This window comes from Streptomyces sp. NPDC006197 (assembly GCF_040613865.1).
Taxonomy (GTDB): domain Bacteria; phylum Actinomycetota; class Actinomycetes; order Streptomycetales; family Streptomycetaceae; genus Streptomyces.
The window spans coordinates 15,228-28,615 of record NZ_JBEXSZ010000003.1 but is presented as its reverse complement, the minus strand read 5'-3'; the positions used below and the strand labels follow the sequence as shown (position 1 = coordinate 28,615).

Genomic DNA, 13,388 nt, shown 5'->3' with positions numbered 1-13,388 from the left:
CGCGCCGCGCCCGCCGGGCAGACGGCCGACCGAACCGACCGCGGAGGGGTGGCGTCCGCGGGCGGGGCGCGCCCGGCAGCCGGTCGGTCCTGCCCTGCGACCCGTTGCGGCTCGCTGCTTCGGGGCCGGCGGCCGTCAGCCCTGCATGGCCCTCCCCCACGCCTCCACCACCTGCTGGTGAGCCCGTGACGGCGGACGCCGAGGAGGGAACGCTTTCAGCAGCCGGTGGACCACTCGTGGGAACCGCCCTGGTCGTTGGCGCCGGCGTCGTAGCCGACTTCCTGCCCGGGAGCCAGGCAGAGGGTGACCCGGCCGAGGTGCTGGCGGCCCTCGTAGACCTTGACATGGTCAGGCACCCCCGGGCCGGAGACGCCGTGGTTGGCCCAGGAGGAGTCCTGCTTGAACATGTCGCCCTCCCACCAGCTGTCGTCACCGCTGTGCTCGATCTTCAGGCCGTCGAAGTTGGCGTTGGTCCAGACACAGAAGTAACCGCTGCGGCAGTCCGCCGCCTCGGCGGCGGCCGAGGTGGCGAGGATTCCGACGGTGGAGATCAAGACGGTGGCGAGGAGGGTGGTCAAGCGCTTCATGCGGGTGGGTTTCCCTTCGGTGGTGGGGTCTTGAGTACTGCGGTGGCTTCGGCGAGGGCGTGGGCACGCAGCCGCTCCCATCGGGCGATCTCGGTGCGGTGGCGGGCCCGGACCTCGGTGAGGTCGCGGTGGGTGTGGGCGGCCTCGGGCCCGAGGTTGTTGACGATGACCGAGACGCGGAACCACCCGGGCTGGTCGCCGTAGAGCCGCTGCTGCGCGGCGGCAAGACAGCCGTCGGTGTGCGCGCGTACGACGTGGCCGGTGGGGAGCGGGAGGGACAGTTCGGCCGGGCCCGTACCGAAGAGCGCCGCGTCGACCTTCCGGTCGTCCGTGCCCGGCGGCCGGCCCCTTCCGGCGCGCGGCGGGACGAGTCCCTGGCGGGCCAGGCAGGCGTCGGTGAGGCGTTGGGTGGCGGCCTTGATCAACTCGTCCGGATCCGGGGCGGCTTTCGAAGCCTGCGCTGTACAGCCCGTCAGGACCGCGCAGGCCAGGACCACGGCGGTGGCCGGCAACCCTACGGGCTGACGCGGCCGACGGCGCGTCCGGGCGGGCGATTCCTTGATCACATCCATGGTGTCTAGTCGCCGGAGCCCCCCGCGCGACAGGATGGCGGCCCGGACTCACCCGGCTGGGTGCGCCTTTTCACCCTGGGGGCCTTGCTGCCGGCGCGAGGAGGTCGGCCAGGTCGTGTGCGACACCGGCGAGCAGCCGGTGGAGCTCGGTGGCGGACAGCTCGATCAGGGGTCGTGTCTTGCAGGTTCGCCGATGAGGCGCGGTGGGACAGTGGAGTCCGACGGCCGGTCGGCCGGGTCGCGGCCGGACCTCCTCGACGCCCGGACTCGAACAGGAGCTCTTGGTTGCGCTTCTACGCCCAGACACCCGCACGCCGAAACCGTCAGGTGCTCGTGGACCTGATCGCCGTGGCTCTGATCGCCGCCGCCGTGTGGGCGGCCTTCGCCGTCCGCAAGGCGATCCTGCTGCTGGCCGAACCGGGGCGCAAGGTGGAGAGCGCCGGCGACGGCCTCGCCGAAGAACTCGGCAACGCGGGAGACGCGGCATCGGACGTGCCGCTCATCGGCGACATCCTGAAGAAGCCGCTCCAGTCCGCGGCCGACGCCGGCTCCGGCTTCGCCGACGCGGGAGTGTCGTTCCAGGAGACCGTCGGCCAGGTCGCCGACGTGGTCACGACGGTTCTCGTCCTCGTCCTGGTGGTCTTCGTCCTGCTGCTGTGGCTCCCGCCGCGTCTGCTCTGGATCCGGCGCAGCAGCACCCTGCGCCGTCTCGCGGAGGCTCCCGGAGGCGCAGACCTGCTCGCCCTGCGCGCCCTCACCGGCCCTCCGGGCGCACTCGCCGAACTCCCGGCCCCGCCAGGCGGATGGGCCGACGCCTGGCGTCGGGGGGACCGGCAAGCCATCACCGACCTCAGCACGATCGCCCTCGCCCGCGTCGGACTCCGGCCCTGACGCGGGGCGTCCGCTCCTTCGGCGCGGGACTCCGAAGCGGCGGAACGGACGGCCGCCCGTCGTGAGGCGTGCGCCTCACGATCAGGACGCCGCGGCCTTTCCGGTGGCGGTCACCGCGCGTCCCGATCGGCAGAAGACCGACCGGGGCGCGGCCACCTGAGCGCCTGCCAGGGATCCCGGGCGGGGCGGCTTTCGCCCGCCCCTGGCGACGTGCGGCGCGTCAGGCGTTGACGAAGTCGCGCACCTGCCCGTAGACGGTCGGATCCGAACCGATGGCGGTGTGACTGAGGCAGGCGGTCTGGATGTTCTTCGCGCCGCTCAGGGAGACACTGCTGTCGGGGTTGATGATCGTGTCGCAGGGCGACCACCAGGTGCCGTAGCGGGAATTGCCCGGGGTCTCGTCGCCGGCGTTCAGCGATGTGAGGAAGGTGGAGCCGATGCGCATCTCGAGGCAGGAGGTGTAGGCGCAGCCGTTGGCCCAGTCGGTGCCGTGGTTGGGACCGGCCAGCGAGACCCAGGCGTCGATCTTTCCGCTGCCGCCCAGGTTCTTGGCGTAGTAGCGGCTGGAGAGCCCGCCCATGGAGTGGCTGACGATGTCGACCTTGGACGCGCCGGTGGCCGCGAGCAGGCGGTCCACCTCGGTGGCCAGTTGCTGGGCGGTGGTGGCGTTGGACTGGCGCCAGTCGTAGCTCCACTGGTCCAGGTGGGACGAGGGCCAGCCGTCGGCTCGGAAGTCGTCGGCCATGGTGTTCCAGTAGGAGCCCGACGAGCTGTATCCGTGGACGAACAGGATGGGGTTGCTGGACGGTCCGAAGGTGGTTGTTCCGGCAGCGTGTCCCGGAGCCGCGGACGTGAGCGCGAGCAGGGCGCCTGCGAGGGCGGCGAGCACGTACTTCTTCAAGGCGTACCTCTGGGTGGTCGGCTCGGTGGGGGGCGGCGCGACCAGAGGTTACTTCCTGGTAGGCCGGGCGGGTCAATGGCCTTTCAGGGATCGATACCGGCCCTTGACCTGCAGTTTCGCTCCGCGTCGTAGCGTTTGTGAGGTGCCGGGGGCGCCGACCATGACCGCGGTCCCCGTCTCCGAGACGTCCCCTTTGACGCCGCCGGCACGGGTCCCGGTTGTGCTGGCCCCGGTCCGGGTGCGAGCCGGGACTGCGGCACCCCCGTGCCGAAAAGGCACCGTGTACGCGGAGCCGGCTCCGGTCCTGGAGGCGGACAACCGCATCCGCGTGTTCGTCCAGGGGGCGTCGAACTCCCTGTGGAGCCGCGGGCAGAACAGGAACGGCACCTGGGGCGACTGGACGCACCACGCCGGCGCCGCGGTGGCCGGCGTGACCTCCCGGCCGACCGCGACGGCCTCCTCCACGCGTTCACGGTCGGCTCCGGAAACGAACGCAACCTCTACTACGTGCACCAGAACTGGGCCTGACGCCCCTTCCTCTCGGTGCGGCCTGTCGAAGACCACGTGCTCTTCGGCGGGCCGCCACCCGCACTCAGCAGGTTCGAAGGGACACACCAGGCGTGTGGCGCGTCTGGAGCAGCCCGGATCACCAGTGCCGTAGCAGGCAACGTCGACCCTGTTGCCGGTCGGCGGTTCCGGCGCGCGCCGAGCAGCGCGGTCACTCGGCGTCGAGCCGGCGGCCGGCCCAGGCGTAGCTTTCGTGCCCGCGAGTTCGTAGCGGACCCCGATCACGGGGCGGCCTGCGCTCAGGCGGACCAAGGTGGTGGCGTCGCCGATGAAGCGGGCCGGGGTCCGGTCGCCCGGGGGCAGGTCCGGGATACGCGTCGGGCTTCGCCCTCAACAGCGGTAGCAGAGAGTCTCGTTCGGTACGCAAGAGCAGCGCGGGAAGCTCAGGATCGTGAGGCCGCCCACGGCCGCACACTACGGTCCGCCCCGGACATCTCCATGGGTCCGGCCTGGTTGCCGGTGACGTCCCCTATCCGTTGGATCGCAGCTTCCCGGTCTCCAGCAGCTCGTTCTTGCCCGGGGAGCGCAGGGAGAAGCTCAGGTCCCTGCTGCTCTTGGTGCGGTTGATGTCGAAGAGCGGGCCGTCCTGAGCACAGCCCTTGCCGGACAGGTCGGCCTGAAGCTGCCCCGGCGTGGTGGACAAGTTCTTCGGCTCCTCGCTCCCTTGGGCCTCCAGCACGGTGAACGCCTGCGCCAAGTAGACACACATCCTCACCGGTGTCCCGCCCGGCTGGATACTGATCTGCACGCCGCGCGGACCAGGACCATGCCCGACCACCACCGCGACCAACTCGTAGTCCGTGGCGTCCGGTGGATCGTAGTACCACTGTCCGTTGAACGTGTCGAGCGACTTCACCTTCGGGTCTTCCACCCCGTCCTTGAGGAAGGTGCTCTTCGTGTTGCCACTGGTCACGGCGACCTTGCCGTCGGCCGGGTTCTTGAGGGTCATGGCAGGCTGCTGCTGTTCGCACTTCCCGGACTCGCTCATCGGCTCGGCGCGCTTCAAGGTGGAAGCGCTCACGCTCACCTCGCTCGCGGTGGCGCCCTGCTCCTTGCCGTCGGTTGCCGAGGTCACGGTGGGGCTGTAGACGCACAGGCGGCCGAGGCCCAGCACGGCGTACTCGGCCTTCTGATCGACACGGGCGCCCTTGTCGAACGTCAGCCGGGTGAGCAACGACGCCCGGGTGCCTGTGGCCGTGTCCTCGACATCGGTCTCCTGAACACCCACCCAGGCGCCGGCGAAGCCGTCCGGCAGGGCCTTGGACGTACTCCCGCCGCCGCCGTCGTCGCCGGAGTTGGCGCCCCTCCAGAGGTTGAGGGCGACCAGCCCACCCCCGATGAGCACGACTGCGGCGGCAGCCGCGGCGACGACAGCGGCCGGTCGGCGACGGGGAGTCGGCGGTCGGCCGGCCCCGTCGACCCCCTGGGTGGGCGCGTCGTACGGGAAGCCCCCGGGCGAGGGAGGCGGGAGAGCCTGGAGGGCCGGGTGGGGGTTCAGTGACGTAGGCGTGGCGGTGGGCGTGGCGGTCGGAGTCGGCGTGGCCGCCTGGGCGTGCGCAGGGGCCTGCGCAGGCGCCGCCGGAAGCGGCTGCGGCCGCGCCGGGGCGAAGTCCAGCAACTGGGCCGAGCTGCGGCCGAGTTGAGCGAGGACCTCACCCGGAAGCCAGGTGGTGGAAGATCCGATGGCGGTCCGGGCGGCCAGGTCCTGCGGGGTGGGCCTGGCGGACGGGTCCTTGCGCAGGCACTCGCGTACGAGCGGCAGCAGGGCCTCCGGTACGCCGACGAGGTCGGGTTCTTCTTCGGCGACACGGAACATCAGCGAATGCAGCCCGCTGTCGACGGTGCCGAAGGGCGAACGTCCGGTCGCGGCGAAGGCGAGGACCGAGCCCAGGCAGAAGACGTCGGACGCGGGGGTGAGGCGCTGCCCGCGTACCTGCTCCGGGGACATGAAGCCCGGGGATCCGATCACCGCGCCGGTGCGGGTCAGTGGGCCCTCGGCGAGGGTCTCCAGGGCGCGGGCAATGCCGAAGTCGATGACGCGCGGGCCGTCCACAGTGACAAGGACGTTGGACGGCTTGAGGTCTCGGTGGATCAGGCCGGCCGCATGGATGTCGATCAGCGCGTGCGCAAGGCCCTCGGCGAGGAAGCGCACGGATGCCTCGGGCAGCGGCCCGAAGTCGCGGGCCACGACATCGTGCAGGGACGGGCCGGGCACATACCGTGTCGCCACCCAGGGCACGCGCGCCTCGGTGTCGGAGTCGAGCACGGCTGCCGTCCATGCCCCGCCCACCCGCTGGGCGGCATCCACCTCGAGTGCGAACCGCCTGCGGAAGTCGGGCTGTGCGGCGTACTCGGCCTGCACGACCTTCACCGCGACGGTCCGCCCGTCCTCGGAGCGGCCGAGATAGACGAGCCCCATGCCGCCTGCGCCGAGCCGGGCGATCAGGCGGTACGGGCCTATGTGCGCCGGATCCTCGGCGATCAGCTGTTCCACGTGAGCAAGCTAGCCCAACCATCCGACAGAGAGGGGGCCATCGGCCCAGGCAGGGCATCTCCAGGACCTGGGCCTAGACGAGCTGTTCCACATCTGACGGCGTGTCCGGGAACGTGAAGAGGGTGCGCCCAAGATCGTTGTGTGACAGCGGAGGGTTCGGCGGCGTCGGGCGTACGGGTCAGGCGCCCGCCGCTACGGCGGTCAGCCAGGCGTTCCAGTCGGCCTCGTAGTCCAGCGAGGTGAGGAAGGCACGGGCGGCGGTCCAGTTTCCGGTGCGGTAGTGGCCGAGCACGGTGGCGACGTCGGCGGGGTGGCGCTCGACCATGTAGCGGGCGGCGAGGTAGCCCCAGTTGTAGGTGCGGTTGACGTCGCTGTTGGCGTAGGTGGTGTCGAACAGCGTGCGCAGGGAGTACGTGTGCTTGCCGGCCTCGGCCAGCGCGTTGGCGTAGGGGATCCCGCGGTAGGAGTAGGAGACGTACTCCGCGATGCCCTCGCCCCACCACACGGTGGGGGTGGTCTGGCTGGCGTTGAAGTCGCCGTACAGGTCGTAACGGCCGTCGAGGTAGTGGGTGTACTCGTGGTTGAGGTTCCAGATCTGCCAGCCGGGGCTCACGTCGGTCCGCTCGTAGCAGATGAACCGGGGCTGGTTGCCCGTTCTGGAGGGGTCTCCCTCCAGGTACATGCCGCCGTTGTTGGTGTCGATGCCGTAGATCTTCCTCGCGTAGGCCTTGTAGTCGGCGCTCGAGTCGAAGACGTCGACTTCCAGGGTGGTGTTGTAGTCGTTCGCGACCGGCCCCGAGTCCTTGACCACGCCGTGGAAGTAGGCGTCCTGGCCGGCCAGGCTCGCGCAGGTCGCCGCCAGTTGGGCGGCGGTCATCTCCTGGGCCCGTATGCGCAGCGACGGGCTGCAGTCGTGGACGATCGGGAGGATGCGGGACTCCAGCCCGCCGCCGGCGGTCGCGCCGGGAGTGTTTTTGGCGTTGCCGTGGGCCGGGCGCTGGGCCGGGTCCGCGAAGACGTGTTCCGGCTTGGGGTCTGCCGGGCCGGCCTGGGTGGCTTGGGCGGGAGCGGCCGCGACGGCGGCTACGAACAGGGCGGTGGCGATGGCCATGGCGCGCAAGGTTCACTCCTGGGAGGGAAGTTGGGAACCCGTCCGTGACGGGCTGCGCAGTAAAATGGCACATGTCACATGTCTTTTCAATATGGTTCACAAGGCCGTGGAGAGTTCGTTCGTCGACCGACTCCGCCCCGGGACAGGGGAATTGCAGAAGCTGAGCGACCGAAGGAGCGGGAGGAGCCCGCAGCTCGTGGAGCGACTTCGAGTCGCGAGGCGCCTTCCGCGCCGAGCTGGAGCGCGCTTCTTCATCTGTCGGTCAGCTGGTGGAGCCGTCCTCCTCGATCCCGTCCGAAGACGGCACAGCCTGACGCGCAGCTCGCAGAAAGGGGCCGGCCGACGCGGTCGCCACCACCTCCGTGGGCCGCCGGCCGGGCCTGCCGCACCGACTGCTGACCATCCTCGAAGGCGAGGGACTGGTCGACGACGCCTCCGCGCTCGGTCAGTCGCTCGGACGTCAGCGCCTGCGCAGCCGATCGGATGTCCTTCGGCTACAGCCTGGCGCCCCTCCCCCGTGTCCCGGCCTCGGAGGGGGTGGCGGCAGGGTCCGTCGGTCGCCCCGTGGCGATCTCCATCAGCCGTGCGGTGAACGGGTGCCGCGGAGCCGTGAAGAGGCGGTGTGCCGGTCCCTCTTCGACGAGGGTGCCGGCCTCCAGTACGGCGATGCGGGTGGCCAGCGCGGCTGTCGCCAGGTCGTGTGTGATCAGCACCAGGGACAGGTCGCCCCGGTCGCGTACGAGTCCGGCGAGCGTGTCGAGGATTCCCCGCCGGGTGACCGTGTCGAGGCCGGAGGTGATCTCGTCGCAGATCAGCACGCGGGGCCGGGCCAGCAGGGCCCGGGCCAGCGCGGCGCGCTGGAGTTCGCCGCCGGACAGCCCGCCGGGGGGACGGCGTACGAGGTCGTCGGTCAGGCCGAGGCCCGCGAGAGTGGTGAGCGCTTCGGTCAGGGCGTCCGGCTCGGCCGCTCCGCGCAGCCGTACCGCCGTGCGGGCCACCTGGTGGAGGACCGGGCGGTGTTCGTCGAACGCGGCCCTGGCGTCCTGGAAGACGTACTGGACCGCGGCGAGCTGGTGCCGTGTGCGGTCTCGCAGGCTGCGCGGGAGCGGGGCGCCGTCGAGGAGGATCTCGCCGTCGTGGTGCCGGTGCAGGCCGGCCAGGCAGCGGGCCAGGGTCGTCTTTCCGCTGCCTGAGCGGCCGACGACGGCCAGGCATTCGCCCGCGTGGACGGTGAGTCCGGGTACGCGGAGCACCGCTGTCCGGCCGTGGCGGGCGGTGAGGGGGCCGGTCCGGAGGACCGGGTCGCCCTCGGCTGCCGGTTCGACACGGGTGGTGGCGGATTCGGATGCCAGGAGCTCGACCGTCCAGGGATGCCGTGGTGCGCGCCACAGACGCTCGGCCGGCGCGGATTCCACCACGTGCCCGTTCCGCATGACCAGGACCTCGTCGGCGAGTGCGCGGACGACGTCCAGGTCGTGGCTGAGCAGGACGACGGCGATCCCCTCCCGGGCCACGGCGGCGAGCTGGTCGACGATGCTCCGTTTCGTCAGCGCGTCCTGGCCCGTGGTCGGCTCGTCGGCCACGACCACCTCGGCGCCGAGCAGCAGCGCCTGCGCGAGGACGACGCGTTGTTGCTGGCCGCCCGACAGCTGGTGGGGGTGGCGCCGGAGCATCTCCTCGGCGTCGGGGAGCTGGGCCAGTGACAGGGCCCGCAGGACGCGCTCGCGGACGGCGGCCCCGCGGCTTCGCCTCGGCAGGTGCCGTACCTGTGCGCGGGCGATGTCCCCCAGCAGGGCGCCGATGCGGCGGGCGGGATTGAGGACCGCCGCCGGGTGCTGGGGGATGTAGCCGACCAGGCCGTCCGGTGCGCGCACGTGGCCGGACACGCGTGCGCCGGCGGGGTACTCGCCGAGCAGGGCGAGGCCTGTGGTCGTCTTGCCGCTGCCGGAGGCACCCACGAGCGCGGTGATCGTGCCGGGAAGCACCCTGAGGTCGACCCCGTCGACGATCGCCCGGCCGTCGACCTCCACGCGCAGGTCCTTGATCTCCGCGACCGCGTTCACGGCGTTCACGTCCGCTTCCTCTTCTCCAGTCCGGCGTCCACGAGCAGATTGGCGCCCATGGTCAGGGCGACGACGAGCAGGGCGGGCACCACCACGGCCCAGGGTTGGACGAACAGCCCGGTGCGGTTGCTGTCCACCATCACCGCCCAGTCGGCGGCGTCCGGCTCGACGCCGACGCCGAGGAACGCCGCGGTGGCGACGAGGTACAGCACTCCGGTCAGTCGTACGCCCGCGTCGGCGGCGAGCGTGCGGGTGAGGGACCGGCCGACGTAGCCGACGGCCGTACGCCACCAGGTCTCCCCCTGCATCCGCAGTGCCTCGACCGCCGGGCGCGATGCGGCCTCGGCCGCGGCGGCCCGGACGATGCGGGCGGCGTCGGGGATGTTGACGAGGGCCACGAGGAGGGCGAGGCCGGCGGCGCCGGGGGTGAGGACGGCGGCGACGAGCAGGATCATCAGCAGGGACGGCACGGCGAGCAGCACGTCCAACGGTCGCATCAGCAGCTCTTCGAGCCAGGCCCGGTGGGTGAGGGCGCTGATGACCCCGAGGGGGAACGCGATCAGGTAGGCCACGGCGGTCGCGGCCAGTGCCACGAGCACCACCGACCGCCCTCCCAGCAGGACTTGGTCCCAGACGTCCCGGCCGACGAAGTCGGTACCGAGCCGATGCCCGCCGCCGAGCGTGAACGAGGCGCTACGGGGCCCGGGTTCGCCCACGAGCAGCGGCCCGAGGAGGGCCAGGGCGAGGGGTACCCCGACGATGACGGCGCCGAGCGCGAAACGGGACCTCACGCGGCCGCCTCCGTCCGGGGGGCGAAGCGGCGCGCGACCAGGTCGGCGCCGAGGTTGAGCACGACGGTGGTGACGCCGAAGACGACGGCGAGGCCCTGGACGACGGGCACGTCCCGTTCGGCGACGGCGTTCATCAGGACGGTGCCGAGGCCGGGGATCACGTACAGCGCTTCCACGACGATGACGCCGCACAGCAGCCAGTCGATGGTGCGGGCCAGTTGCTGGGTGGCGGGGGCGATGGCGTTGGGGAGGGCGTGTCCGTAGCGGACGCGGATGCCGGGGACGCCGTAGCGGCGGGCGTATGCCGCGTACGGCGAGGCCAGCGCGTCGATCATGCCGGCGCGCACCAGCCGGGCGAGGGAGCACACCGGGCGCGAGAGCAGGACCAGGACGGGGATCACCAGCGCGGCGGGGTGGGCCAGGAGGTCGGTGCCGTAGCCGACGGCGGTCGGCGGGAGCCAGCCCAGGCGCAGGGCGAGGACGGTGACGAGGAGCACGCCGAAGGCGAACTCGGGCACGGCGTACGCCCCGAGCGTCACCGAGCTGACCAGGCGGTCCGTGAACCGTCCCTCGTGACGGGCGGCGAGGACTCCGAGGCCGACGCCGATCGGGACGAGGAGCGTGACCGTCAGGGCGGCCAGCAGCAGGGTGGGGCCGAAGCCGTCGGTGATGTACGCGCTGACGGGCCGGCCGGAGGCCAGGGAGGTGCCGAGGTCTCCGTGCGGCAGCCCGGCGGCCCAGTCCGCCAGCCGTTCGTGCGCGGGCCGGTCGAGGTCCATCGCGTCGCGGATGGCAGCGATGCGCTGCGGGTCGGGCTGGTCGCCGGCGAGGGCGACGGCGGCGTCGCCCGGCAGCGCCTCGGTGAGGGCGAAGACGAGCAGCACGACGGCTGCCGTCTGCGCCGCACCGAGCAGCAGCCGCCGGGCGATCCAGGACCGGAGTCCGGTCACGCGAGCCACACCTTGTCGAAGCGTGCCCAGTCGAGGGAGTTGGCCGGCGCCTCGGCTTCGACGCCCCGGACGTTACGGGCGGTGCCGAGGATCCAGTCGGCGAAGCCCCAGACCAGGAAGCCGCCTTCGGCGTGCAGGCGGCGCTGCATGCGCTCGTAGACGGCGGTGCGGGCGGCCTTGTCCTTGGTGGACTGCGCCTGCTCGTAAAGGGCGTCGAAGTCCTTGTGGTGCCACTTGGTGGCGTTGGTGGTCGATCCGGTGAGCAGGCGCTGGGAGATGTGGGCCTCGATGGGCATGGCGCCGGAGCGGTAGGAGCAGAGGGTGCCGGAGTCGAGGACGTCCTTCCAGTAGCTGTCCTTGCTGCCGGTCCTGACGGTGACGGTGACGCCGGCCTTGGCGGCCTGGTCGCGGAAGATGGTGGCGGCCTCGGTGAACCCGGCGGCGACGGGCGAGGTGTCGAGGGTGACCTTCAGGCCCTCGGCGCCGGCCTGCTTGAGCAGCGCCTTGGCCCGGTCGAGGTCCTGTTCCCGCTGGGGCAGGCTCGCGGCGTAGTACTCGTAGCCCTTGCCGAACAGGTCGTTGCCGATCTCGCCGGCGCCGGACAGGGCGCCGGCGACCAGTTCCTTCCGGTCGGCGATCAGGAAGAACGCCTCCCGTACCCGCTTGTCGTCGAACGGCGGGCGGTCGGTCTTCATCGCGAACGCCTGCATGGCGCTGTTGCGGAGCCGGATGATCTCGATCCGGCCCTTGCCCTCGTGGGCGCGGCCGGTGGTGGGGTCGAGCTCGTGGGCGTACTCGATCTGGCCGCCGAGGAGGGCGTTGACGCGGGCGGACTCCTCGTTGGCGACGATGAACTCCAGCTCGTCCAGGTACGGGGCACCGTCCCAGTAGTCCTCGTTCCGCCTGAAGACGGCGGACTTCCCGGGGGCGAAGGAGACGAAGCGGAAGGGGCCGCTGCCGACCGGCTTCCCGTCGAAGTCCTGCTCGCCCTCGGGCACGATGTACGCGCCGAACGCGGCGAGCACGTTGGGGAACTCCGCGGTGGGGCGCTTGAGGACGAACTCGACGGTCCGCTCGTCCAGCGCGCGGCTGGCCTGGAGGTCGATGGGTTCCAGGGACGCCTTGGCGCGGAACGCCTTCTTCGGGTCGGTGATGCGCCGGTAGCTGTACAGGACGTCCTCGGCGGTGACCGGCTTGCCGTTGTGGAATCCGGCCTCGCGCAGCGTGACCTTCCAGCGGTCCAGGCCGGTGCCGGGCTCCCATCTCGCGGCGAGGCGCGGCCGGGCGGACAGGTCGGGGCCGTGGTCGGCGAGCTTGTCGAAGAGGGCCTTGGCGCGGGCCGCGTCGGCGAAGAGGTTGGCGAGGTGCGGGTCGAGGGTCTCGCTCGCGCCGCCGCCGGCGAAGGCGGCGCGCAGGCGTCCGCCGCGCCGGGGCTTGCCACCGGCCTTGGCGGTGTCGGCGGCCGGTCCCGGGCCGGCGCAGCCGGCCAGTGCGAGGGCGCCGAGGCCGGCAGCGCCTCCGGCGACGGCGAGGAAGCCCCGGCGGCGCAGACCGGGGAAGCGGCGGTCGTCCACGGAGACGTCGTGCGCGGGAGAGTCGTTCATGGCGGTGTTCCTTGCTGTCGTACGAGCCGTTGGGGCGCGTGGGACTCAGGGGTGGGGTGTGGCGGTGAGGCGGGCGACCAGGTGCAGCCGGTCGCCGTCGGCCGTCACGGCGGGCGGATCGCCCTCCCGCCACGGCGGATCGGTGCGCGGGCCCGGTCCGTCGTACAGGGCGAGCACCTCGAAGCCGTGGGCCGCGAGGACGTGGCGCAGTTCCTGGGGGAAGAGCAGGCGCCACGCGGAGCGCTGCTCGACCGGCGGGGAGCCGTCGTCCGCGGTCCACACCCGGGTGCGGCGCAGCAGTTGGGCCGTCCGGTCCACGGACAGGGTGGTGGTGGAGCGGTAGGCGGTGCCCTGCCAGGTGAAACCGTTGACGGTCGGGGCGTCGAGGAGTTCCGTACGCCCGAGGAAGAAGGCGCCGTTGCGCATCTCGGCGACGAGCAGGCCGCCGGGGGCGAGGGACCGGCGGCAGGATGTCAGGAAGCCGTCGAGCTGGTCGTTCGTGTGGCAGTACAGCAGGGCGCTGTCCAGGCACACCACCGCGTCGAAGGTCCGCCGCCCCAGGTCGAAGCCGTGCAGGTCGGCCCGGACGTAGGCGGGGCCCGGGTGCTTCTCGCGGGCGTACGCCAGCATCGCGTCGGACAGGTCGGCGCCGGTGACCGTGCGGCCGGCGCGGTGCAGGTGCGCGGCGTCCCGGCCGGTGCCGCAGCCGGTGTCCAGGACGCGGGGGCCGGGTGGGCCGTACCGGCGCAGGCAGTCCTCGGCCCAGCGCCCGGCGAGCCGGTCGGGGTCGGGGAAGCGCGCCTCGTACAGCGCCGGGTTGTCGGTGAGCAGGTTGGCGGTGGTGGGGGTCACGGGTG

General features: G+C 72.0%; 10 protein-coding genes and 1 pseudogene. 1 reads left to right on the top strand and 10 read right to left on the bottom strand.

Annotated features, from left to right (window positions below; all coding sequences use genetic code 11):
* Positions 1–215 precede the first annotated feature (215 nt).
* Both ABZ318_RS01290 and ABZ318_RS01285 read right to left on the bottom strand, forming a co-directional pair.
* On the bottom strand, positions 216–587 hold the full coding sequence (locus tag ABZ318_RS01290; RefSeq protein WP_356900415.1) for a peptidase inhibitor family I36 protein: 372 nt from the start codon (positions 585–587) through the stop codon (positions 216–218).
* A complete protein-coding gene (locus ABZ318_RS01285; RefSeq protein WP_356900484.1) occupies positions 584–1,078 on the bottom strand; it encodes a hypothetical protein in 495 nt (164 codons plus the stop codon). The genes ABZ318_RS01290 and ABZ318_RS01285 overlap by 4 nt, the downstream gene beginning before the upstream one ends.
* Before the next feature lie 366 nt (positions 1,079–1,444).
* On the opposite strand from ABZ318_RS01285, the gene ABZ318_RS01280 reads away from it, so the two are divergent.
* Entirely contained in the window at positions 1,445–2,050 is a 606-nt protein-coding gene (locus ABZ318_RS01280; protein WP_356900414.1) for a hypothetical protein, read from the top strand.
* 220 nt (positions 2,051–2,270) lie between these two features.
* Here the strand turns inward: ABZ318_RS01280 and ABZ318_RS01275 are convergent, their stop codons facing one another.
* The 8 genes and pseudogenes from ABZ318_RS01275 to ABZ318_RS01240 all read right to left on the bottom strand — a co-directional run bounded on the left by ABZ318_RS01275 (position 2,271) and on the right by ABZ318_RS01240 (position 13,383).
* The gene (locus tag ABZ318_RS01275; RefSeq protein ID WP_356900413.1) at positions 2,271–2,951 is read right to left on the bottom strand and encodes a triacylglycerol lipase; all 681 of its coding nucleotides are present in this window, start codon (positions 2,949–2,951) and stop codon (positions 2,271–2,273) included.
* A 1,036-nt stretch (positions 2,952–3,987) separates the two neighbouring features.
* Entirely contained in the window at positions 3,988–6,012 is a 2,025-nt protein-coding gene (locus ABZ318_RS01270) for a serine/threonine-protein kinase (protein WP_356900412.1), read from the bottom strand.
* 184 nt (positions 6,013–6,196) lie between these two features.
* A pseudogene (locus ABZ318_RS01265) lies at positions 6,197–6,943 on the bottom strand (collagenase); the annotation flags it as partial.
* Between the two features lie 674 nt (positions 6,944–7,617).
* Complete coding sequence (locus ABZ318_RS01260) at positions 7,618–9,186, bottom strand: ATP-binding cassette domain-containing protein (RefSeq protein WP_356900483.1); 1,569 nt, start codon at positions 9,184–9,186, stop codon at positions 7,618–7,620.
* A gap of 5 nt (positions 9,187–9,191) precedes the next feature.
* Positions 9,192–9,977: an ABC transporter permease subunit gene (locus ABZ318_RS01255; protein ID WP_356900411.1), complete on the bottom strand. Its 786-nt coding sequence runs from the start codon at positions 9,975–9,977 to the stop codon at positions 9,192–9,194.
* Positions 9,974–10,927 (bottom strand): ABC transporter permease, encoded by a 954-nt coding sequence (locus tag ABZ318_RS01250; RefSeq protein ID WP_356900410.1) that lies wholly within the window; start codon positions 10,925–10,927, stop codon positions 9,974–9,976. Before ABZ318_RS01250 ends, ABZ318_RS01255 begins: the two co-directional genes overlap by 4 nt.
* Entirely contained in the window at positions 10,924–12,531 is a 1,608-nt protein-coding gene (locus ABZ318_RS01245; RefSeq protein WP_356900409.1) for an ABC transporter substrate-binding protein, read from the bottom strand. Before ABZ318_RS01245 ends, ABZ318_RS01250 begins: the two co-directional genes overlap by 4 nt.
* Before the next feature lie 45 nt (positions 12,532–12,576).
* Entirely contained in the window at positions 12,577–13,383 is an 807-nt protein-coding gene (locus ABZ318_RS01240) for a class I SAM-dependent methyltransferase (RefSeq protein WP_356900408.1), read from the bottom strand.
* Positions 13,384–13,388 lie beyond the last annotated feature (5 nt).